Genomic DNA, 20,364 nt, shown 5'->3' with positions numbered 1-20,364 from the left:
CTGGACAATGCACTAGGATGAGCGACGATGGGTGTCAATGTCTGAGCGTGTATGCGGGTCATTTTTGACCTTATCTAAATCAAATTCAAAGGTTTGATTTTTCAATACCGTGACAAAGACTACACCGCCGATGATATTTCCGACTAAGGCGAGCAGTAAAAACCGCAGATAGTCTAACCACTGTACACCATCATCAAATACCAATGCAGCAAACACTTCAATATTGCCGACGATACTATGATGCAGTCCCAGTACACCGATACAAGCAGTAATCAAAGTCACCAATAAAATGCGACTCAACGTGTCACGAGCAGACGTCACCAACCATGCGGCGACGCCCATCAACCACCCTGCAACGATCGCACTACCCAAGATCACCCACCATGAATGATCGAGTACATGATGCGCAAATTCAGTCATATGCTGTGCCGTAAACCACTGCATTTCCAAGCCGAGCCAAACGATGCTGAGTACAAAAAAACAGCCGCCAATCAAGTTGCCCAAGATCACAATCGCCCACAATTTTAATAAATGGCTGACAGGCTCCATGCCTCGCACCACAGGCAAGCTCAACAACGAAGTCTGCTCGGTAAATAACAAGGATTGCCCGATCACCACCGCAATAAAGCCCAATGGATAAAGCAATGATGCAAAGAGGATGGCGTATTGCGTTTCAATCATTGGCGATAATTTCGCAAACACAAACAACAGCATCACATAGCTGATACCGATTTCAATCCCTGCGGTAAAAGCACTGGTAAACTGAGAGCCGACTGAGCGCCCAAAGGTTTCTTTGGCGTGCAAAAACTGCTCGACCAAAATACTGGCATGGCTCTTTGGCTCACTTTCATTTTGTTCTTCTGTCATCTGTTCGATGGCATGTTGTTCTTTAGAATCCGATGCAGTCATCGCTGAATACCTCTAAATGCTATTGATCATCAAACGACTTTGTTGCACACAGCGTGCTTATCCTTCTGAAGTATAGAATGTAAAAACAGCACCTTAGCTGTAAACTTTGTTCGCATCTTGTGTACTCACCCCGTGATGATCGGATGTGAACAATGTAGCTCAATCGTCACTTGTGATAAAATTCATCTTTTTAATGACGATCGAAAATGAATAACACCCAAATCACAATACATTTTTTTCATCAGTTATTTTAGGTCATCAATGCCAACGCAACGTTCACCCTTCGGTTTTGCATCCACACTCATCATGCTACTTTGCTTTGCGCTGTTTATATTGAGTGCGGGTGCGTGGTGGTTTCTTGATGGGATTTGGGCGTGGTCGGCGGGATTGTTTTATCTTGGCTATGATCTTTGGTTAATGTGCTTTGTGGTGTTTCAAACACGATACTTAGCGACGCAAGCTCAGATTTTTCCAGCGTCAAAGCAACCAGCCCAAACTATAGCCGTCAACACACCAACCGTGAGCGTGCTCATTCCCGCACGAAATGAACAATTAATTTTACCCAAATGTCTGGATGCACTGTTTGCACAGCGAGATGTGACGGCAAAAATTTATATCATTGATGATGGCTCGACTGATCAATCCGCAACTTTACTCGAACAAAAATATGGACTGGAAACCACACAAGGTTTGATTCAATCCAAAACACATCAAAATCTTTATGTGCTCAGGCATGCTTCACAAGGTAAAGCCAAAGCATTGAATCGTGCGTTGCCCTATATTGAAACAGATCTGGTGGTAACACTCGATGCCGATACCGTGATCGCCCCTAATGCGCTACACGCCTTTCTACAAGATTTTCAAAAGCATCCAAATCTTGTGGCTTCGGGTGGTGTGCTCAAACCGACCTGTCGTCCACATCGCCTATCTCGGCTATTAAGTGCTTTTTTTAAATTTTTTCAGCAATTTGAATATATTTTTTCCTTTCTATCACGAGCGTCGTGGTATAAGGTGAATGCCCTACTTTTGGTTTCAGGCGCATTTGCGATCTATCGCACCGAAGTACTTAAGCAAGTTGGTGGTTTCGATCCTGACAGCATGGTGGAAGATTATGAATTAAATCATCGCATCTATCGCTATGCTTCAGAACACGATTTGGACTGGACCGTGGGAATCACAGGACAAGCCTATGGCGTGACCGATGCACCGAATGGATTTCAAGCCTTTTTTCATCAACGCAAACGCTGGTTCGGTGGTTTTTTGCAGACCCAGTTTCATTATCTGGACATGATGGCAAATCAGAAATATGGCATAGTCGGACGACTGATGCTTCCACTGAAAATGCTGGATGCGATACAGCCGTTCTTAGGGCTGAGCGCTTTTATTATTTTGGCAACACTGCTTGTTCAGGCGGATTTTACTCAGCCTAATCCAACGCTTCACACCATTTTACTCTTTATCCTTGGCAAAATGATTTTGGACTTTTTTTATCATTGTTGGGGGATGTTGATTTATTGTCGTTGGACGGGATTGAAATGGACTTGGCATGATCTGCCGAAGATTTTATTTGCAACATTACTTGCGCCATTTAGTTTTCAAATCATCAAATTAATTGCCGCTGTACTGGGCTGGAAAGTCTTTCTGAGCAATCAACGTGATTGGCGTGCCCAGCGTGACATGCACTAAGGTCTGTTGATATTTCAGCGAATAATTGTACAAATTATTAACACTCTCTAAAATATTGACTAAAAAAAACAGTTTTTTAAATTAAACCCAAGTAAAATTTACCTTTTATTTTTCCTTTAATGAATCACTGGATTTGCAATCAGCAACCACATGATCGACCCGCACAAGGACGTTTTATGCTTGTACTTGAGACTCAACATGTTCGGATGAATCAACATGCCATTGATAAAGCACAAGCCTTACAATGTCTGGTCAATATTTTGGTCGAAGATCAACTGGTCACACCCGAATATATTGATGGTTTAAACAACCGTGAACAACAAGGTGCAACCTATCTTGGACAAGGTATTGCCATTCCTCATGGTACACCTGAGTCACGTCAATTCATTCAACAGACTGGTGTGCGTTTGGCACATTTCCCTGAGGGCGTGCTTTGGGATGGGGAAAATAAGATTTATTTGGCGGTGGTGATTGCTGCCAAGTCCGATGAACATTTACAGGTCTTGCAAATTTTGACTCGTGCATTGATTAGCGATCTAGAAGATCAAGTCAAAAATGCACAATCGCCTGAACAAATTATTGCCTTATTACAAGCGCAACCTGCGTCTTTGGCTTTGCATGAAAACTTAATTGCCACTCAAGTCCCTGCCCAAGATATTGACGATTTGATTTGGCAAGCCAGTCAACTGCTGAAACAACAACACATGGTGCAATGTGGCTTTTTATCAGGTTTAAATCTCAAGCAAATGATCCATTTGGGCGATGGAATTTGGTCAATTAGCAGTAATCAGCATGTGTTAAATCCCGCCGTCAGTATTGTGAAAACTGAAACGCCACTGGACTTTGAACAGCAGACATTAAGCACATTGGTCTGTATTGCCAGCAATGATCAGCTTGATCTTTCTCGTTTGCATCAGTTGATGGATATTTTGTTTGATACTACGCAAAGCCAAAGCATCCAGAGCGAACAAGATGAGCATCAGTTAGCCCAATTGCTTGGTGCAGAAGTGATTCCAGACTGGCCTTCACAGCAGATCATTCTCGCCAATGCACATGGCTTACACGCACGCCCTGCCACACAATTGGTTAATCTCACCAAGCAGTTTAGTGGTGATATTCAGGTTGCAGTGGATGATGGGGCATATGTTTCTGCAAAAAGTTTAACCAAATTACTCGCCTTAGGCTGTCGTCGTGGACAACGGCTGACATTTATCGCACAGCCTGAAACTGATGCAGTTGATGCACTTGTACAGATCATTGATGCAGTCCGACAAGGTCTTGGTGAAGAGGTTGAGCAGTTTGATGAGCAATCTCTATCAACAGCGCAAACTACTGATAACACGCCACTAATTAGTTTTGAATCGGATGCGCAACTGGAAAACACAGGGATTGCCGCCTCAACAGGTTTAGCATTTGGTCCTGCACATGTGGTCAAACCCCGTGAATTTGACTATGTGCGAGAAGGTCAGAGCTTTAAAGCTGAAAATGAGCGACTAGAAATCGCATTACATCAGGTCAAAAACCACTTACATCAATTTATCGCCCATACCAGCGCCGATGAAATCAAACAAATTTTCATGGCACATTTGGAGATGCTGGATGATCCAGACCTGATGCAAAGTGTGCAACGTGGTCTAAAACAAGGGCTGTCTGCACCTGCTGCGTGGCATGACCATATTGATGCTGCGGCTACAGCACAGGCGGCGTTAAGTGACCGTTTGTTGGCGGAACGTGCGGCGGATTTGCGTGATATTGGCGAACGTGTGCTTGCGGTGTTGTGCGATGCGCCAGAAATCACAGAGCCTGAACAACCGTACATTCTCATTATGCATGATGTTGGTCCAAGTGATGTGGCACGACTCAATAAAGACCGTGTTGCAGGCATCTTAACTGCGGTCGGTGGTGCCAGTGCGCACAGTGCGATTGTGGCACGTGCTTTGGCGATTCCTGCTGTGGTCGGTGCAGGTGATGCGGTCTTGAATATTGATCCGCATGCAACCGTATTGATTAATGGCGACACAGGTGAGTTTGTGGTTGCGCCCGAACAAGCGCAAATTGAAGATGCGATTGCGACACGTGAACGTCAACGTGAATTACGTGCTCAAGCCCAACAACATTGCTTAGAACCTGCAATCACGCAGGATCAACATCAGCTGGAAATCGCTGCCAATATCGGTAAGGTCAGCGCTACAGCGCAGGCGGTGACCGATGGCGCAGAGGCGATTGGTTTATTGCGTACCGAGTTGGTATTTATGTCGCATAACAGCGCCCCTGATGAACAGGCGCAAGAAGCAGATTATCGGGTGGTACTCGATGCGCTCGCAGGTCGTCCACTGGTGGTGCGTACTTTAGATGTTGGTGGTGACAAGCCATTGCCATATTTACCGATTGCTGAGGAAGAAAATCCATTCTTGGGCTTACGTGGCATTCGATTGACCTTGCGCAAACCGACATTATTACGCCAACAATTGCTGGCATTGCTCAAAGCCGCCGATGATCGCCCGCTACGCATCATGTTCCCGATGATTGGTCGAGTCGAAGAATGGCGAGCCGCCAAAGCGATTTTGGATGAATTCCGCACAGAATACCCTTGCAATAATCTGCAAGTCGGCATCATGATTGAAGTGCCATCGGCAGCATTATTGGCACCGATTCTCGCCCAAGAAGTTGATTTCTTTAGTATTGGTACCAATGATTTGACCCAATACACCATGGCAATCGACCGTGGTCACCCACTGCTATCTGCCGAAGCCGATGGTTTGCATCCAAGTGTGTTATTGCTGATTGATCAAACCGTCCGTGCAGCACATGAGCACGGAAAATGGGTGGGGATCTGCGGCGAGTTGGCAGCCGATCCCAAAGCGGTGCCTGTCTTGATGGGCTTGGGTGTGGATGAGCTGAGTATGTCAAGCACCAGCATTCCTTTGGTCAAGGCACAAATTCGAGGTCTGAATTATACCGAGTGCCAGCGTATCGCCCAGCATGCCCTAAAATGTGAAAGTGCCAGCGCTGTACGTGCATTGGTGGAGTGTTAATCTCATGGCGAAAATTTTAACCATTACCTTAAATCCAGCCATCGACCTCACGGTTCAGCTCGATCAACTGCAACTTGGCGAAGTAAACCGTCAATTAACTGCACAAAGTCATGCTGCGGGCAAAGGCTTGAATGTGGCACAAGTGCTCAAAGATCTTGGACATGAGCTCATCGTGACGGGCTTTTTGGGGCAAGACAATCGTCAAATTTTCGACAGCCACATTGCCAAAGAGCAATTCGATAATCAATTTATCTACATTGCAGGCGAAACTCGGCAGAACATCAAAGTTGCCGAAGCCTCAGGGCGCATGACCGACATTAATGGCAAGGGCTTTTTTGTTGATGACAGCGCCAAACAACAATTACGTGAACGTTTAGTCGAAATCATCGCACAAGTTGAAGTGATTGTGATTGCGGGGAGTCTGCCAAAAGGGTTTAGTGTGGATGAACTCACCGCACTGATCACATGGCTACAATCCCAAGGCAAAAAAGTCGCCGTCGATACTAGTGGTGTAGCACTCAAGGCTGCGATTGCCGCCAATCCGTGGCTAATTAAACCCAATACCGATGAATTGACAGAAACTTATCGCTTGCCTGCACAGACTTTTGCTGAGCAAAAGCAATTATTTAGCAATTTAAACAGTCAAATTGAGCACATCGTGGTGTCGATGGGTGAACATGGCGTGAATTGGTTACATCCGACACAACCATTACACGCAAGTGCTCCCAAGGTGACCGTCAAAAGTACCGTCGGTGCTGGAGATTCGCTGGTTGCAGGGATGATTCATGGTTTGTTAAGCCAATTTACGCCAGAAGAAACCCTAAAAACCGCCAGCGCCATTGCCAGTCATGCCGTCACACAAATCGGTTTTGCTTTACCTGATTTTGCAGTTATCGAAGATTTGAAATCACAAATCGCCGTCCAATCATTGAGTTAATACGATGCAAGAGATGAAACATATTTTATTTGTGCCACATAGTCCTGAGCAGCCGATTAATGCAGTGATCTTGGCAAAGAAATTGGCAAAAGTGGCGACAGCGCAAGGGATGAACAGTCGTGTAGCAACCTCTGCGGACGATCTTGGTCTTTCCGATGCTGATCTGCTGAACATCGATACGGTGCTTTTTGTGGGTCAAAAGCCCGCTCAAACAGCACAATTCAGTGCGCAAAAAGTTGCTGTGGTTCGCTTAGACAGTGCACAGCAAGACGCCGACACGGTACTGCAACAGGCTTTAGCGCATGCTGGTACAGTCGATGAGTTAGTCAGTAATGACATGCTCAGTGACGATACTACAGCAACACGTTTTGTCGCAATTACCGCTTGTCCAACGGGGGTTGCTCATACCTTTATGGCTGCCGAAGCCTTGCAACAAGGCGCAGTCAAGCATGGTTATCAGATCGATGTGGAAACCCAAGGTTCGGTTGGTGCGAAAAATATTCTCTCGGCAGAAAGTATTGCCAATGCTGATGTGGTGATTCTCGCCACCGATATTGAGGTGAATACCGATCGCTTCGTGGGCAAGCGAGTGTATCGCTGTGGTACAGGTTTTGCGCTCAAACAAACCGACAAAGCCTTTGCTCAAGCCATTGCCGAAGCCAAAGTGCTAGAAGCTGGCAAACAGCAAAATAGCACTGCTGAGAGTGACAAAAAAGAAAAAACGGGCGTCTACAAGCATCTGTTAACAGGTGTGTCGTTCATGTTGCCGATGGTGGTCGCAGGTGGTTTGATCATTGCGATTTCCTTTATTTTTGGACTCAATCCCGTTGAAGGGAGCTTTGCCTTTTCGCTTAAGCAAATCGGTTTAGCTGCTTTTACTTTGATGGTGCCGATGTTGGCGGGTTATATCGCCTATTCCATCGCAGATCGCCCAGGACTCACCCCTGGATTGATCGGTGGCTTACTCGCCACACAGCTTGAAGCGGGATTTTTGGGTGGTTTAGTTGCGGGCTTTATTGCGGGTTATATTGCGTTATTTTTATCCAAGAAATTGAAACTACCAAGCAGTTTAGAGGCCTTAAAGCCGATTTTGATTATTCCACTTTTGGCGAGTTCGGCGGTGGGTCTAATCATGATCTATATCGTCGGTCAACCTGTGGCACAGCTCTTTGCACTACTCACCGATTTCCTTGCCAATATGGGCACCACCAATGCGGTGATTATGGGTATTATCTTGAGTAGTATGATGTGTATCGACTTGGGCGGTCCAATCAATAAAGCGGCGTATGCCTTTACCGTTGGGCTATTGACCACGCAAAGCTATGAGCCGATGGCGATGACCATGGCAGGTGGCATGGTGCCGCCACTGGGTATGGCGATTGCCACCTTTTTGGCAAAAAGTAAATTTGCCAAAGCCGAACAAGATGCGGGTAAAGCGGCTGTGGTACTTGGCTTATGCTTTATTTCTGAAGGGGCGATTCCCTTTGCGGCAAAAGATCCGTTACGTGTGATTCCATGTGCCATTGCAGGTGGTGCGGTGACAGGCGCTTTGGTGGCTTTATTTAAATGTCAATTGGTGACGCCACATGGCGGGGTGATGGTCTTGATTATCCCAAATGCGATGAATTATCCATTGAAATATTTGATTGCGATCGCCGCAGGAAGTCTGGTGACTGGTGTTGCCTATGCGCTGGTCAAAAAACGCCTACCGCAAACTGACAGTGCCCTTGCAAAAGTTTAATTTCTCTTGGATGTGACGTTGAAAACTGACTTTTTTAAGTCAGTTTTTTTATGGCAACAAGGAAATAAAAATGATGTCTAGCGCCGTCTATATACGACCGTTCAATCCATAGACAGAATAGACATTACACCATCATTTGGGGGTATAAATTTAAGGGGTGAATTTTATACCGCCAAATATACCGCCAAGATGTTCAATCACAGTCCGTTGGTACTGGGCTTGATTTTTCTTCGCCGTACATCAGTCAGCATAAAGGTTTGACGCCAATGTGTTGGTATAAAACTATTGGTATGAATTTATATCAACAAAAATACCAACGATTACAAGGGGATGTATGTCGTTACCACAGACACAAAAAAGGCTTGAACCCTAGTAAATTCAAGCCTTAAGTAGCATTATGTCGTTGTATGCTTTTGCAAAATGGCGGTGAGAGAGGGATTCGAACCCTCGATACGCGCAAACGTATACACACTTTCCAGGCGTGCTCCTTCAGCCACTCGGACACCTCACCGTAAGGTCAGCGATGATAGCGAAATTTGCAATGAAAGCCAAGTGAATTGCACAATAAATAAAAAACAGTGCTAACATTGCCAGATATACCAAAAGCATTGATTTTATATTTATGAGTCAAGTCAAAAAAGCTGCCCTTCCCGCAATGACACTTGCCGCCCTTGGCGTTGTTTTCGGAGACATTGGGACGAGTCCACTGTACGCCATCAAACAATGTTTTGCAGCTGCCCATATCAGTGTCAATGTCGAAAGCATCATGGGAATTCTGTCGCTGATCTTTTGGTGTATGACCATCACCATCAGCATCAAATACGTCAGTATCATCATGCGTGCCGATAACAATGGTGAAGGTGGCATCATGTCGCTTTTGGCTTTGAATCTGCGCAATCAAAATCTGACCCCGAAATATAAACTCGCCATCATTGCCTGTGGCTTTGTGGGCGCTTCATTATTTTTTGGCGACGGCATTATTACCCCTGCAATTTCGGTGTTGTCTGCGATCGAAGGCTTGAGTATCGCTACACCGATTTTTAATGATTGGATTATCCCGATTGCACTGGGTATTTTGACTGGACTCTTTATGATCCAACGTCATGGTACTGCGGTGATGGGCAAGTTTTTTGGTCCTGTCACCTTGCTATGGTTTTTATCGCTAGGTGGTCTTGGCTTGTGGAGTGTGATTCAAACGCCGATCGTACTTGGTATGGTCAGTCCACATTGGGCAGCGGAATTCGTTTGGCATCATCCACTGGTGTCATTCTTCACCATGAGCGCAGTCATTCTTACCATTACGGGTGGTGAAGCGCTCTATGCCGATCTTGGGCATTTTGGTCCTGCACCGATCCGTTTGGCTTGGTTTAGTGTGGTGCTTCCTTGTTTGCTTTTGAATTATGCTGGTCAAGGCGCTTTGTTACTACGACGCCCTGAAGCGATTGAGAATCCATTTTATCTGATGGTGCCTGAATGGGGACTGTATCCAATGATCGGCTTAGCAACCATTGCTGCCATCATCGCATCACAAGCCATGATCACAGGGATTTTCTCCATGGCAAAGCAAGCCATACAGCTCGGTTATTTGCCACGTTTATCCATTCAGCAAACCTCAGAGTCTGAGCAAGGGCAAATTTATGTGCCTTTTTTGAACTGGACGCTGTTTATTGCGGTATTTATCATTGTGATTCTGTTTGAAAACAGCACCAACCTTGCTAGCGCATACGGCGTGGCTGTGACCAGTACCATGTTATGCGGTACGATTTTGATTACCATTTTGGCGCATAATTATTGGCGTTGGCCGATCTACAAAACTGTGCTGATCATGACGCCATTTTTCGTACTCGATCTGATCTTTGTCAGTGCGACTTCGCTGAAAATTCCTGATGGTGGCTGGGTCACACTTGCCATCGGCGGCGTGGTTTTCACCCTGCTGATGACGTGGAAACGTGGTCGTGAGTTGATGTTTGAAAATCTACAACGTGATGCGCTGCCACTCGATACCTTTATCAACCATCTGGGCAATAGCGTACAAATCGTACCTGGTCAAGCCATCTTCCTGACCAGCACACCAAAGATCGTCCCACACGCTATGTTGCATAATCTGAAACACAATAAAATTTTGCACGAGTTGAATTTTCTCATCACCGTAATTACCCGTGATGTGCCTTATGTCGATGATGCTGAACGAATTTTTGTTAAGACTTTGGATGAGCGCTTCATTAAAGTGTATGTATACTACGGTTTTAAAGATGAGCCTGATATTCCGCAAGCCTTAGAGCAAGTCTATGAACAGCTTAAGCTGGAATATAACATGATGCAAATCAGCTTCTTTATCTCACGTGACCGTGTCATTTCTAAAGTCGGTGAAGGCATGGCGCCGTGGCGTGAAAAACTGTTTATCTCCATGCAACGTAATACCAGTGCCGTCAGTGATTTCTATCAAATCCCGAGTAATCGTGTGGTCGAGCTAGGCGGACAAATTGAGATTTAACCATTTAGAAATCATTTAATTGTGTTGTTTCTGAGAATGATTTATTCAATTAAACAATACAAAGCCCCGAACAATCGGGGCTTTGTGCTTTTATTGATTTCGGTATGAAATCGATACCATACGTCAATTATTGCAATGGCGCTGTTGCATCAACATCTGGGTCAGCCAATTGCGTTGCCTCGTCCACTTGGTTGCTGTCTTCAGCTGGCAGTGCTTGTGCATTCGGATCAATTGCATTTTGATCAGCCTCAGGCATCAATGCAGCTGCATTTGGATCTGCATTCACCACATCCGCTTGTGCAGTTGCCACTGTTTGGTCTGCTTCGTTGATCGCAGAATCAACCGCCGCACTCACTTGTGCATCATCGACTGTACCTTGATCAAGGCTTTGTTCAGATGCTTGCGCCATTGCGGTTTGTTCGGTAGCTACTTGTTCTGAAGCTGTTTGCACAGTAGCATCTTGTGCCACTTGACCTTGTGCTTGTAATTGTTGCTGTTCTTGCGCCAATTGGTTTTGCGCTTCAGCCATCGCTGCCTGCTGTTGATCAACAGCCTGTTCGCTCGCCTGACCTGCTTGCGCCATCATTTCAGCGTCTGTTGCGGTGCTATCGATCGCTTCGACATTTTGCGCCACTTGCTGTGCTTGCTGTACCGATGCATCATCGACGACAGGGGCTTCATTTTGTACACTCATATCAGCAGGTGCCATATTCACAGGTGTCTCTGCACTTGAGCTCGCCAAAGCCTGCTGTTCAACACCTTGAGACATCTCGGCAGATGTTGGCTCAGCCATTGTGCTTTGCGCTGTCTGTTCTGCGCCCATCTGTTGCGATGGATCCATATTGGCATCTGTAGGGTTCGCTTGCATTGCCGATTGTGGTGCTGCCATATCAGCAGTTGCTTGATTCGGTGCTTGAGTCGGCGCACTGATCGGCGTCAAAGTACGTGCTTGTAAGTCAATCACTGCATTTTGTGCAATGGCTTGTGCAATCACCTCTTTCGGAATACCCATTTGTTCAAGTGAACCTGGTTGTCCGTTAATGGTGGTTTGCACAGTCGCTTTAGACAGACTTTCCAGCGTATCGCCTGCTTGAATCGGTGGCTCTGCAAATGCAGCACTGGCAAACATCGCCGTAGCGATTGCACTCAGACCTAAAGACAATTTGCTCAAGCGACGTTGACTGTTCATATTTAAATTTGACATCTTTATTCTCCAATGTTCTGGATCAGCCCCAAATCCAAGAATTTTATAAAAGCACTTCCCAAAACGATGCAATGCGCATTTCATTACATGGATTTTTGGAAAATCACTTAACTTGAATTTGAGTGCGCTCGACTTCAATTTTTTTGGGCGATGTATCGCATTTACAACGCACAAAAATCTTGAAATGGCATCCGAGCAACACAGGGCACGATTTATTCATGTTTCAAGTTGAGCTCAGCTTAGATCAGCCCTCTGTTAACTTTGTAGCAGTCAAGTTGTTCAAAAGCACAGCAATTGTGTAGCAAAGGTGAGTAAATCCAGACAAATGCATATACTTGGTAAAGTTTGATTGTTAAGATTTTAATAGGTCTGCCAAATAGGTGGCTTGCGTTGTATTTGTAGTGTGTTCAGATTACCAATACATCATTTTTGTATTTGCTACAGTGTGTGCTTTTGAAAAAAATTCTCGTTTCACTCTTCTCCTTGCTCCCCGTGGTTTTTGCTTTACCACAGTTGAACGCTGGGCAATATTTACCCTTTCATCAGGAATTGTGCCTCGATCAATTTTATGCGCAAGCTGCACCTGAGCTGATCAATCAGAAATTGGCAGTAAATAGCTATCCACTGTGCAATCAAGGCTTTAGTGTAAATTATTCAGGCGTCTCCAAAACACCGATTTGGGTGGCTGAAAAACTCACCCCAGAACGCCTCAGCATTCGCATCAAGCGTGAAGATAATTTTCACGAAGATAGTCGACTGCCTGTCAGCATACAAGCCACTTTGGACGACTATCGTGGCTCAGGCTATGATCGGGGTCACATGGCACCGAATGCCGATATGAATAATAAAAACTCACAATATCAAAGTTTTGCACTGAGTAACATCGTCCCGCAAGCCTCAGATAATAACCAAAATACATGGCGTGAGATCGAAGAAGCCACCCGTGCCATGGTCAGCAAATACAAACTCGATGGCTACATCATTACAGGGCCAGCTTATCTCGAACCGACCGTGCGCTATGTCAAAAAAGGACATGATGTACTGGTGCCAAGTCATGTTTTTAAAGCCATTTATTTCCCACGCATTGGACTTGCCAGCGCTTACCTGAGCCCAAACGATAGTACACGCCAAGCGCAGGTGATGAGTATCTGCGCTTTGGAAGAAAAGATTGGCATCAATCTCTTCCCTCGGGTCGATGAACAATCCAAGCGTCAGGTGTATCAACTGCCCCGCCGAACCAACCAAGTCAAAGCCAAAAAACATCCACAATATCTAAACACCGATATGCACAGTCAATGTGCGCCGACCGTTGAAGCGGAACAAATCTTGGCAACGCAAAAAACCTTTGTCAAAAATCAAAGTCACGACAATGAAATCACCAATTTGAAGAACATTGATTTAAAAAGCCTGGATTTAAAAACTTTGGAAAAAATGGTCAGCGAAGGCAAACTCAGCCATGAGGTCATCGAACAACTGCCGAGTAGCCAAAAAGAAAGCCGTCAAGAATATGGTGTCAGTATGAATAAATGGCTTTTGGCAGTGATTCGTTGGCTAAAGCTCAATAACTCGCAGGAATAGCGCTACAATAAACTGTTTTTAAAAGAGGGATTTCTAATAACATTGCCCAAATTGCCTATTCAAAAATCAGGAGCGATCCATGACCTTTCAAGCCTTTGCCAACCACGATCAAAGCACGGCGATTGACAATCTCACCATTGAGAATCAAGGTGATCGGCTCTCGATTTATGGCAGTTTGCAAATCAAAGTCACAGCGCAAGGTTTGTCGGATGCCCAGACCTTGTTAAAAATTCTGCAAGATACGGTCGACTATTTACAGCGACAGGATTTGTCCGAAAATCAATCTAAAATCCCTGAGGCAGAACGGATTCAGAATCCATTTTTAAATGACCACACAGATCGTGATGCGGATTAAAACAATTTGCAAACTGCTGATTCTTTAAAAATATTTTATTATTTTTCAGTATTTTGGCATTCTGCGATATTGCAAGGCAATCCAAGCCACAACTTATTCATGACTCAACTGCTGTTGTAGCCACTGGATATAATTATTCTGATCCAAAAAATCAGGCGCTTGCGTAGTATCTAGCGCAAATGCTCTGGCATGAAACTCAACGATAATACGATGTGGTGTATATTGCCCATCGTGAATCTTAAAATATTTTGCCAAAAACAATCGATGTCTGCCCCAATTGGTCAAGTTTTCAATTTTCGGGGCATCTGTTTTATCAATGAGTTCTTGATAACGTAATGAAATATCATCCAAAGTCATGATGTGTTGTCGCATCCCATACCTCCACAATCAGGAGATGACGTATTATAAAATGCGTTTGATGAACCTTTGATGAAACTGCATGAGAACGCACAAAACAAATCACTTTACTTTAGATAAGTCATTCACCTACACTACATCCGTGAAATATCTCACAGAATAATTACATTTTGCGATGTAAATTAGGGTCTATTGACATTCAGCTTTCATTTGCACAGTGGGTCATACAATGAAAAAACTTTTGGCAGAATTGATCGGCACGTTCTGGTTGGTCTTTGGTGGATGCGGTAGTGCGATTTTTGCAGCTGCATATCCTGAGCTCGGTATTGGCTTTGCAGGTGTTGCGCTTGCATTTGGTCTAACGGTACTCACAGCAGCCTATGCAGTAGGTCGGATTTCTGGTGGACATTTTAATCCTGCGGTCACGGTCGGTCTTTGGGCGGGTGGTCGTTTTAATACAGCAGATATTGTGCCTTATATTATTGCGCAGACTTTGGGTGCATGTTTGGCAGGTTTAATGCTGTTCGTGATTGTTCAAGGTCAAGCAGACTTTGCAGGTGTCGGTGGTTTTGCCAGCAATGGTTTTGGCGATTTATCCCCTGGCAAATACTCGATGATGTCAGCGCTACTGACTGAAGTAATTTTGACGGCGATTTTCTTATTTATCATTATGGGTTCAACCCATCACCGTGCGCCTGTCGGTTTTGCACCGATTGCGATTGGTTTGGGTTTGACGCTGATCCACTTGATCAGTATTCCAATCACCAACACCTCTGTGAATCCTGCACGTAGTACAGGTGTGGCATTGTTCGCTGAAACTGCGGCAATGAGCCAACTGTGGTTGTTCTGGGTTGCACCGATCGTCGGTGGTGTCATTGGTGCATTGCTCTATCGTTTGGTCGATGACGCACCGAAAGAAAATCTGGAAGGCTTTGATCAATAACTATCTGCTTCACCTTTGTTTGGAATAAGATGAGTAGAAATTAGCTAATTCGTGAAAACGTCAGCCACACTGTTCGAGGGCATGAGGAATATATTCCGCAAGATTTAGCAAAATTACGTTTTTCAAGGCATTGGAAACATTCCATTGTATGACCGAGTTTGTGGCTGACAAATGGTTTTCTTGCGAAACTGAGTTTCTCATTTTCCCGAAAGAAAAGTAGGTCCAACCGAAGGTTACTTCTGACTTTTAACATACACCACAATAACTCGCCTAAAATGTCCTGCTTTTCAATACTGCAAAGAACATACTTCATCGAATGATCAAATATAAGTTGCTTAAAAGACAAAACCCTCAATGGTTCGCCACAGAGGGTTTATCTTTTTGCAGAATCTTTCTAAGTTATAAGCGCATCTCAATACCTTGCGCCGCAAGAAAGGCTTTGGCTTCAGGAATGCTATGTTGCCCAAAGTGGAAAATCGACGCTGCTAAAACTGCATCCGCCCCACCCTGCAAAATCCCATCTGCCATGTGTTGCAGATTCCCCACACCACCCGAAGCAATGGTCGGAATCGTCACGCGATCGTTAATCGCACGCATCAATCCAATGTCATAGCCTGCCTTCGTTCCATCGGCATCCATACTGGTCACCAGCAATTCGCCAGCGCCAAACTCTGCCATTTTCACTGACCATTCAATCGCATCAATCCCCGTCGGCTTACGTCCACCGTGAGTGAAAATTTCCCATTTATTCTCAGCGACTTTCTTGGCATCAATCGCCACCACGATGCACTGCGCGCCAAAACGACTCGATGCTTCAGCCACAAATTCAGGATTGAATACCGCCGCCGAATTAATACTGACTTTATCCGCACCTGCATTGAGCAACAATCGAATATCTTCAATCTTACGCACACCACCGCCAACGGTGAGTGGAACAAATACCGTTTCCGCCATACGTTCTACGGTTTTGTACGTCGTATCACGACCATGATGGGTTGCTGTAATGTCTAAGAAAGTAATCTCATCGGCACCTTGCTCATTGTAGCGACGTGCCACTTCCACAGGATCACCGGCATCACGAATATCCAAAAACTGAACGCCTTTGACCACACGCCCATTGTCTACATCCAAACACGGAATAATTCGTTTTGCTAACATAGCTTGATTCTCAGCAACATATTTTGACGGCAAAATCTGATCTTTTAAAGATCATCATTTTAAAGAACTTTAGCGTTCTATGCGCAAAGACTACACCTTGACGCAAGAAGCGGTTATTCTAGCAAAAATATTCTGTATGCCTAGAGTTTTCATCGTTATGTCCGTCTATACCCAACTCAATCTTGAACAAGTACACACTTTCGCCATGCAATATGGCTTGGAGATTATCGAGATCGAACCGATTCAAGGCGGCATTGAAAACACCAATTATTTTATTACTGCAAAAAATGGTCAAGAATTTGTACTCACGGTGTTTGAAGAATTAGACCTAAATGCAGCTGCCGAACTATTCCCTGTGTTGCAACATCTTGAGCAACACGGCATTGCTGTTGCTGTACCCTTAACTTTTAATGATCAACCAATTCATAGCATCGTCGGCAAACCTGCACAAATTGCGCCACGTATCGCTGGCAAGCATCCCATGCCGTCTACGGTCGCACAAGTTGCGGCAATGGGTGAAGCCTTGGCGAAGATGCATTTGGCACTGCAAAATTATCCATTACAACGCAAAAATAATCATGACCATACATGGTGGGCTGCGACTGCGCATGAGCTGTATGCAAAAATGAATGAAGCCGATCAAGCGTTACTCACTCAAGTCTTTGCACAGTATGAACAGATGTTTGATGCCTATCCGAATCGTCCCTATGGTTTGATTCATGCCGATTTGTTCCGTGATAACAGCCTGTATGTCGGCGACTCGTTGTCAGGAATTTTAGATTTTTCTGAGCTGAGCTATGATCAGTTGTTGCTGGATATTAGTATCACGATGAATGATTTCTGTAGTGATTATCCCGATGTGTCTTTAGATATGGAAAAAGCACAGGCATTTTTAAATGCTTATCAAGCGGTGCGTGCGTTGACTGATGATGAAAAAGCGTGCTTACAAACTTATTTTGCGATGGCAGCTTGTCGTTTTTGGATTTCTCGTTTGCAAGTTGCTGAGCGCAATCGCAATGAAGGACGCACTGGCACAGAAATTCTACAGAAAGATCCACAAGAGATGCGCAATATGACCCATGACCGTTTAAACATAGAGTACGCATTGTAATGGCACGCTATCAAGGACGTTTGATCGAATGGCACGATGAGCAAGGCTACGGCTTTATTCAGGGCATTAGCGATCCCAAGCATCAGCGTGTGTTTCTGCACATTAGTGCCTTTGAGCGTAGTGGTCCTCGACCGATTGAGGGCTGTGTGGTGGAGTATGAGCTGGGCATCGACGATCAATCTCGACCGCAAGCCCGCAATGTACGCTACGTCAAAGCCAAGCAAGTCTTTAGCCACAATCCGAACAGCCAACCTTTTTCCAGCGCACCGAAAAAGCGTTTTGCATGGCATCCGATGTATCTCGCCATGTTGGTGTATTGGGTGGTGCTGTTTGTCACCGCAGCCTATGGACAGCTTCCGCCGTTTACGTTGTTGGTGATTATGCTGGTGAATAGCTATTGTTACTGGATTTTTTATCAAGACAAAAAAGCGGCGATGCAAGGCGATCAACGGATTTCCGAACAGCATTTACTGCTCATGTGTGCGTTGGGTGGTTGGACGGCGGCGTGGTTTGCCATGAAGCACTTTCACCATAAGACACAGAAACAACCGTTTAAACAATACTATTATCTGAGTATCGTGGCGCATATTGCATTGCTGGCGTTTAGTGTGTTTATGCTGAGAGTGTTTTAAGTGTAATATTCAAATGGAATGAAAAAGAGCATTGTCATGGATATTGAAAAATTACTCAAAAAACGACAGCTCAATGTCCAAGAGCAAAACTTTATTAGCAAACATCGTATCTATCAAGAAGCCCTATATTGGCGTAAACAGGGTGTTCCTGAATTACTACGTGAAATCGCCATTCAGCACCATATAGATGTTGAGCACTCAATTTTTCTAGAATATGAACAAGACAGTCTTGGAGGAAGCACCGATGAGGGAATCATACTGACGCCTGACTATCAATTTTATGAATTTGATATTGACTTTAATCCTGACCGCACAGCACTCCTTCAAGTCTATGTATTTCGCAATATCACCGATCGTTATGAAGTTAATGCTCATCAACGTGGCAAAGGTGCGACTTGGGGTTCTTTAGCAATCGACGTATTAAATGAATTGAATCAGCAAACTAATTCAGAGGAATAATTTTGAACAACATTCAAGATCAGAAAAATCTCACCTACTTACTGTACGGCTTATATCTCGCTGCGATCTTTAGTGCGGGCATCTTGGCAGTGATCGCTATCATCATTAACCATGTCAAATTTTCTAGTGTCAAAGGCACATTTTTAGAAAGTCATTTCCTTTGGCAGATTCGAGGTTTTTGGTGGTATCTGCTGTGGAATGTGATTGGCTTTGCCAGTTTGTTTCTTGTGGTTTTTGTCTATCAATCGGCATGGTGGGCGGTGTTTGCACCTACGATTTGTTTAGTCATTATCGGCTTGGCGTGGGTGTGGAGTGTGTATCGTGCGATACGTGGCTTGATTGCGCTGAGTAATGATGAGGCAATGTATTAACATTTTTCAGCAAGAGAAATAAACGTGACTACAAATAGCGAAAAAGATTCACAGAATAATAAAAGCGAAAAAAGACCGAATAAATGGAAGCAAGCCATTTGCGGATTATTTGGTGAAATGATAGGACAATTGATTCTTTTACTTCTATTTTTTGCAGTTGCAAATATTTATGCAGCCTACGTGTTTTTTTGGTTTTGGTGCATTTTTTTTGATTTTACCTTTCGGTATGTTGATCTATTACGCATGGAAAAAATGGCGGAAGAATCAGTAATTTTCTAGGATTAATCAAACTATTGTCTTTGTTTAAAAAACAACATTTCTCAGGTTCAATACCAATTTCATTGATGAAACAAATTTACTTATCACGAGCCTCATCAATACTCATTGCAGTCGAAACAACACATACTTAAATAGGATGAAGCAATCAACTCTGATACAATTTTCTTATAAGTAAAATCATTTACAGAAAACGCACGGAGACCACCATGAGTCTAGTCGAGTTTGAACATTTTGATGCATTCCAAATCGTACTATTCGATGCGACCTGCGTGATCTGTGACACATGGGCGAATTTCCTGATTCAAGTCGATCGCAAGGCAAAGTTCAAACTGGCAAGTGTGCAGTCGCCCCTCGGTCAGCAGTTGCTTGCCCACTTTGGCTATTCCACCACAGACTTCGATACCATGCTGTTTATCGATCGTGGCACGGCTTATGATCAATCCACCGCATTTCTAAAAATCATGCAAAATTTGCACTTGCCGTGGTCAGCCGTACAGCTGGGTTTGATCACACCAAAAATGCTGCGTGATCCACTGTATCGCTTTGTCGCTAGAAACCGCTATCGTTGGTTTGGACAGAGAAGTTGTGCGTTGCCTGAGCCAAAGCATCAGCAACATTTTTTAGAAAACTATTTGCTTTTAAAAAACGATCTGCGCCCATCCGTGCCAGCAACGACTTAAACTCATTCATATGAAAAATAATCCCCTGCGTTTGATTCATTACAGTTTAGCCTTCTTATGGATTTATCAAGGCTTAGTGCCGAAATTGCTCTGGACAAGTGCAGATGAAGTTGCCATTTGGCAGTGGTTTGGTACATCGACAGAAACGGCGATTTTGCTGGGTAAAACGAGCGGTGTGATCGAAATTATTTTTGGCGTATTGTTTCTCGTTTATCCACATCGGATTTTGCATTATTCCAATATTATCGGCATGATTGCTTTACTTCTTGGCGTGATGATGATTTTTCCAAAACATTTGATCGGCGCATTTAATCCTGTGGTGATGAATGTGGCGATGGCAGCGCTTTCTGTAGTGGCATTACAACTTTTCCGTGAATATCCCGATAATAAATTCGACTCACAATAAACTTGACCTGAAATAGCCACCTATAAAAA

The 20,364-nt window shown here is 44.4% G+C and carries 18 protein-coding genes, 1 tRNA gene and 2 pseudogenes; 16 read left to right on the top strand and 5 right to left on the bottom strand.

Going from position 1 to position 20,364, the window contains the following annotated elements; translation table 11 throughout:
- Positions 1 to 12 precede the first annotated feature (12 nt).
- Positions 13 to 909, bottom strand: coding sequence for a formate/nitrite transporter family protein (locus tag BLQ60_RS05070; protein ID WP_092616895.1), 897 nt, complete (start codon positions 907 to 909; stop codon positions 13 to 15).
- Positions 910 to 1,170: 261 nt separating this feature from the next.
- On the opposite strand from BLQ60_RS05070, the gene BLQ60_RS05065 reads away from it, so the two are divergent.
- From BLQ60_RS05065 to BLQ60_RS05050, 5 genes and pseudogenes are all read left to right on the top strand, one after another.
- Positions 1,171 to 2,595 carry a glycosyltransferase family 2 protein gene (locus BLQ60_RS05065; RefSeq protein ID WP_092616893.1) on the top strand — a complete coding sequence of 475 codons (1,425 nt, stop codon included), beginning with the start codon at positions 1,171 to 1,173 and terminating at the stop codon, positions 2,593 to 2,595.
- 176 nt (positions 2,596 to 2,771) lie between these two features.
- Positions 2,772 to 3,899 (top strand): annotated as a pseudogene (gene fruB / locus BLQ60_RS14260) (fused PTS fructose transporter subunit IIA/HPr protein); the annotation flags it as partial.
- A 78-nt stretch (positions 3,900 to 3,977) separates the two neighbouring features.
- Positions 3,978 to 5,630 (top strand): annotated as a pseudogene (gene ptsP / locus BLQ60_RS14255) (phosphoenolpyruvate--protein phosphotransferase); the annotation flags it as partial.
- 4 nt (positions 5,631 to 5,634) lie between these two features.
- Complete coding sequence (gene pfkB / locus BLQ60_RS05055; protein ID WP_092616891.1) at positions 5,635 to 6,567, top strand: 1-phosphofructokinase; 933 nt, start codon at positions 5,635 to 5,637, stop codon at positions 6,565 to 6,567.
- A 4-nt stretch (positions 6,568 to 6,571) separates the two neighbouring features.
- Positions 6,572 to 8,308: a fructose-specific PTS transporter subunit EIIC gene (locus BLQ60_RS05050; protein ID WP_092616889.1), complete on the top strand. Its 1,737-nt coding sequence runs from the start codon at positions 6,572 to 6,574 to the stop codon at positions 8,306 to 8,308.
- 421 nt (positions 8,309 to 8,729) lie between these two features.
- On the opposite strand, the gene BLQ60_RS05045 is transcribed toward BLQ60_RS05050, so the two are convergent.
- A tRNA-Ser gene (locus BLQ60_RS05045) sits at positions 8,730 to 8,819 on the bottom strand.
- 111 nt (positions 8,820 to 8,930) lie between these two features.
- On the opposite strand from BLQ60_RS05045, the gene BLQ60_RS05040 reads away from it, so the two are divergent.
- Positions 8,931 to 10,802 carry a potassium transporter Kup gene (locus BLQ60_RS05040; protein ID WP_092616887.1) on the top strand — a complete coding sequence of 624 codons (1,872 nt, stop codon included), beginning with the start codon at positions 8,931 to 8,933 and terminating at the stop codon, positions 10,800 to 10,802.
- Positions 10,803 to 10,929: 127 nt separating this feature from the next.
- On the opposite strand, the gene BLQ60_RS05035 is transcribed toward BLQ60_RS05040, so the two are convergent.
- Positions 10,930 to 12,006, bottom strand: a complete 1,077-nt coding sequence (locus tag BLQ60_RS05035) for a hypothetical protein (RefSeq protein WP_092616884.1) — start codon at positions 12,004 to 12,006, stop codon at positions 10,930 to 10,932.
- 453 nt (positions 12,007 to 12,459) lie between these two features.
- On the opposite strand from BLQ60_RS05035, the gene BLQ60_RS05025 reads away from it, so the two are divergent.
- Together BLQ60_RS05025 and BLQ60_RS05020 are read left to right on the top strand one after the other, a co-directional pair.
- Positions 12,460 to 13,584 carry a DNA/RNA non-specific endonuclease gene (locus BLQ60_RS05025; RefSeq protein ID WP_171259050.1) on the top strand — a complete coding sequence of 375 codons (1,125 nt, stop codon included), beginning with the start codon at positions 12,460 to 12,462 and terminating at the stop codon, positions 13,582 to 13,584.
- A 79-nt stretch (positions 13,585 to 13,663) separates the two neighbouring features.
- Positions 13,664 to 13,939: a hypothetical protein gene (locus BLQ60_RS05020; RefSeq protein ID WP_092616878.1), complete on the top strand. Its 276-nt coding sequence runs from the start codon at positions 13,664 to 13,666 to the stop codon at positions 13,937 to 13,939.
- A 93-nt stretch (positions 13,940 to 14,032) separates the two neighbouring features.
- Here the strand turns inward: BLQ60_RS05020 and BLQ60_RS05015 are convergent, their stop codons facing one another.
- Complete coding sequence (locus BLQ60_RS05015) at positions 14,033 to 14,311, bottom strand: hypothetical protein (RefSeq protein WP_092616876.1); 279 nt, start codon at positions 14,309 to 14,311, stop codon at positions 14,033 to 14,035.
- Between the two features lie 214 nt (positions 14,312 to 14,525).
- Here BLQ60_RS05015 and aqpZ point away from each other — a divergent pair, with 214 nt between their 5' ends.
- Positions 14,526 to 15,239 (top strand): aquaporin Z, encoded by a 714-nt coding sequence (gene aqpZ, locus BLQ60_RS05010; RefSeq protein ID WP_092616874.1) that lies wholly within the window; start codon positions 14,526 to 14,528, stop codon positions 15,237 to 15,239.
- Between the two features lie 399 nt (positions 15,240 to 15,638).
- On the opposite strand, the gene hisF is transcribed toward aqpZ, so the two are convergent.
- Positions 15,639 to 16,397 (bottom strand): imidazole glycerol phosphate synthase subunit HisF, encoded by a 759-nt coding sequence (gene hisF, locus BLQ60_RS05005; protein WP_092616872.1) that lies wholly within the window; start codon positions 16,395 to 16,397, stop codon positions 15,639 to 15,641.
- Positions 16,398 to 16,554: 157 nt separating this feature from the next.
- On the opposite strand from hisF, the gene BLQ60_RS05000 reads away from it, so the two are divergent.
- The 7 genes from BLQ60_RS05000 (at position 16,555) to BLQ60_RS04970 (ending at position 20,335) form a co-directional block, all read left to right on the top strand.
- Complete coding sequence (locus tag BLQ60_RS05000; protein WP_092616870.1) at positions 16,555 to 17,508, top strand: homoserine kinase; 954 nt, start codon at positions 16,555 to 16,557, stop codon at positions 17,506 to 17,508.
- Positions 17,508 to 18,140 (top strand): DUF1294 domain-containing protein, encoded by a 633-nt coding sequence (locus tag BLQ60_RS04995; protein WP_092616868.1) that lies wholly within the window; start codon positions 17,508 to 17,510, stop codon positions 18,138 to 18,140. Before BLQ60_RS05000 ends, BLQ60_RS04995 begins: the two co-directional genes overlap by 1 nt.
- A 36-nt stretch (positions 18,141 to 18,176) precedes the next feature.
- Positions 18,177 to 18,599 carry a hypothetical protein gene (locus BLQ60_RS04990; RefSeq protein ID WP_092616866.1) on the top strand — a complete coding sequence of 141 codons (423 nt, stop codon included), beginning with the start codon at positions 18,177 to 18,179 and terminating at the stop codon, positions 18,597 to 18,599.
- A gap of 2 nt (positions 18,600 to 18,601) precedes the next feature.
- The gene (locus tag BLQ60_RS04985; protein WP_378235228.1) at positions 18,602 to 18,970 is read left to right on the top strand and encodes a DUF4870 family protein; all 369 of its coding nucleotides are present in this window, start codon (positions 18,602 to 18,604) and stop codon (positions 18,968 to 18,970) included.
- A 24-nt stretch (positions 18,971 to 18,994) separates the two neighbouring features.
- A complete protein-coding gene (locus BLQ60_RS04980) occupies positions 18,995 to 19,249 on the top strand; it encodes a hypothetical protein (protein ID WP_092616862.1) in 255 nt (84 codons plus the stop codon).
- A 206-nt stretch (positions 19,250 to 19,455) separates the two neighbouring features.
- Positions 19,456 to 19,929 (top strand): thiol-disulfide oxidoreductase DCC family protein, encoded by a 474-nt coding sequence (locus BLQ60_RS04975; protein WP_092616860.1) that lies wholly within the window; start codon positions 19,456 to 19,458, stop codon positions 19,927 to 19,929.
- Between the two features lie 10 nt (positions 19,930 to 19,939).
- A complete protein-coding gene (locus tag BLQ60_RS04970) occupies positions 19,940 to 20,335 on the top strand; it encodes a DoxX-like family protein (RefSeq protein WP_092616858.1) in 396 nt (131 codons plus the stop codon).
- Positions 20,336 to 20,364 lie beyond the last annotated feature (29 nt).

The sequence above is a fragment of the Acinetobacter marinus genome, from assembly GCF_900096915.1.
Lineage (GTDB): Bacteria > Pseudomonadota > Gammaproteobacteria > Pseudomonadales > Moraxellaceae > Acinetobacter > Acinetobacter marinus.
The sequence above is the reverse complement of the archived record's forward strand: the minus strand, read 5'-3'. Positions and strand labels throughout refer to the sequence as shown.

Coding starts and splice junctions, on each gene's coding strand:
- BLQ60_RS04970 (WP_092616858.1), top strand. CDS start 19,940: ATGAAAAATAATCCCCTGCGTTTGATTCATTACAGTTTAGCCTTCTTA.
- BLQ60_RS04995 (WP_092616868.1), top strand. CDS start 17,508: ATGGCACGCTATCAAGGACGTTTGATCGAATGGCACGATGAGCAAGGC.
- BLQ60_RS05070 (WP_092616895.1), bottom strand. CDS start 909: ATGACTGCATCGGATTCTAAAGAACAACATGCCATCGAACAGATGACA.
- BLQ60_RS05050 (WP_092616889.1), top strand. CDS start 6,572: ATGCAAGAGATGAAACATATTTTATTTGTGCCACATAGTCCTGAGCAG.
- BLQ60_RS05015 (WP_092616876.1), bottom strand. CDS start 14,311: ATGCGACAACACATCATGACTTTGGATGATATTTCATTACGTTATCAA.
- aqpZ (WP_092616874.1), top strand. CDS start 14,526: ATGAAAAAACTTTTGGCAGAATTGATCGGCACGTTCTGGTTGGTCTTT.
- hisF (WP_092616872.1), bottom strand. CDS start 16,397: ATGTTAGCAAAACGAATTATTCCGTGTTTGGATGTAGACAATGGGCGT.
- BLQ60_RS04990 (WP_092616866.1), top strand. CDS start 18,177: ATGGATATTGAAAAATTACTCAAAAAACGACAGCTCAATGTCCAAGAG.
- BLQ60_RS05040 (WP_092616887.1), top strand. CDS start 8,931: ATGAGTCAAGTCAAAAAAGCTGCCCTTCCCGCAATGACACTTGCCGCC.
- BLQ60_RS05020 (WP_092616878.1), top strand. CDS start 13,664: ATGACCTTTCAAGCCTTTGCCAACCACGATCAAAGCACGGCGATTGAC.
- pfkB (WP_092616891.1), top strand. CDS start 5,635: ATGGCGAAAATTTTAACCATTACCTTAAATCCAGCCATCGACCTCACG.
- BLQ60_RS05000 (WP_092616870.1), top strand. CDS start 16,555: ATGTCCGTCTATACCCAACTCAATCTTGAACAAGTACACACTTTCGCC.
- BLQ60_RS05065 (WP_092616893.1), top strand. CDS start 1,171: ATGCCAACGCAACGTTCACCCTTCGGTTTTGCATCCACACTCATCATG.
- BLQ60_RS05035 (WP_092616884.1), bottom strand. CDS start 12,006: ATGTCAAATTTAAATATGAACAGTCAACGTCGCTTGAGCAAATTGTCT.
- BLQ60_RS04975 (WP_092616860.1), top strand. CDS start 19,456: ATGAGTCTAGTCGAGTTTGAACATTTTGATGCATTCCAAATCGTACTA.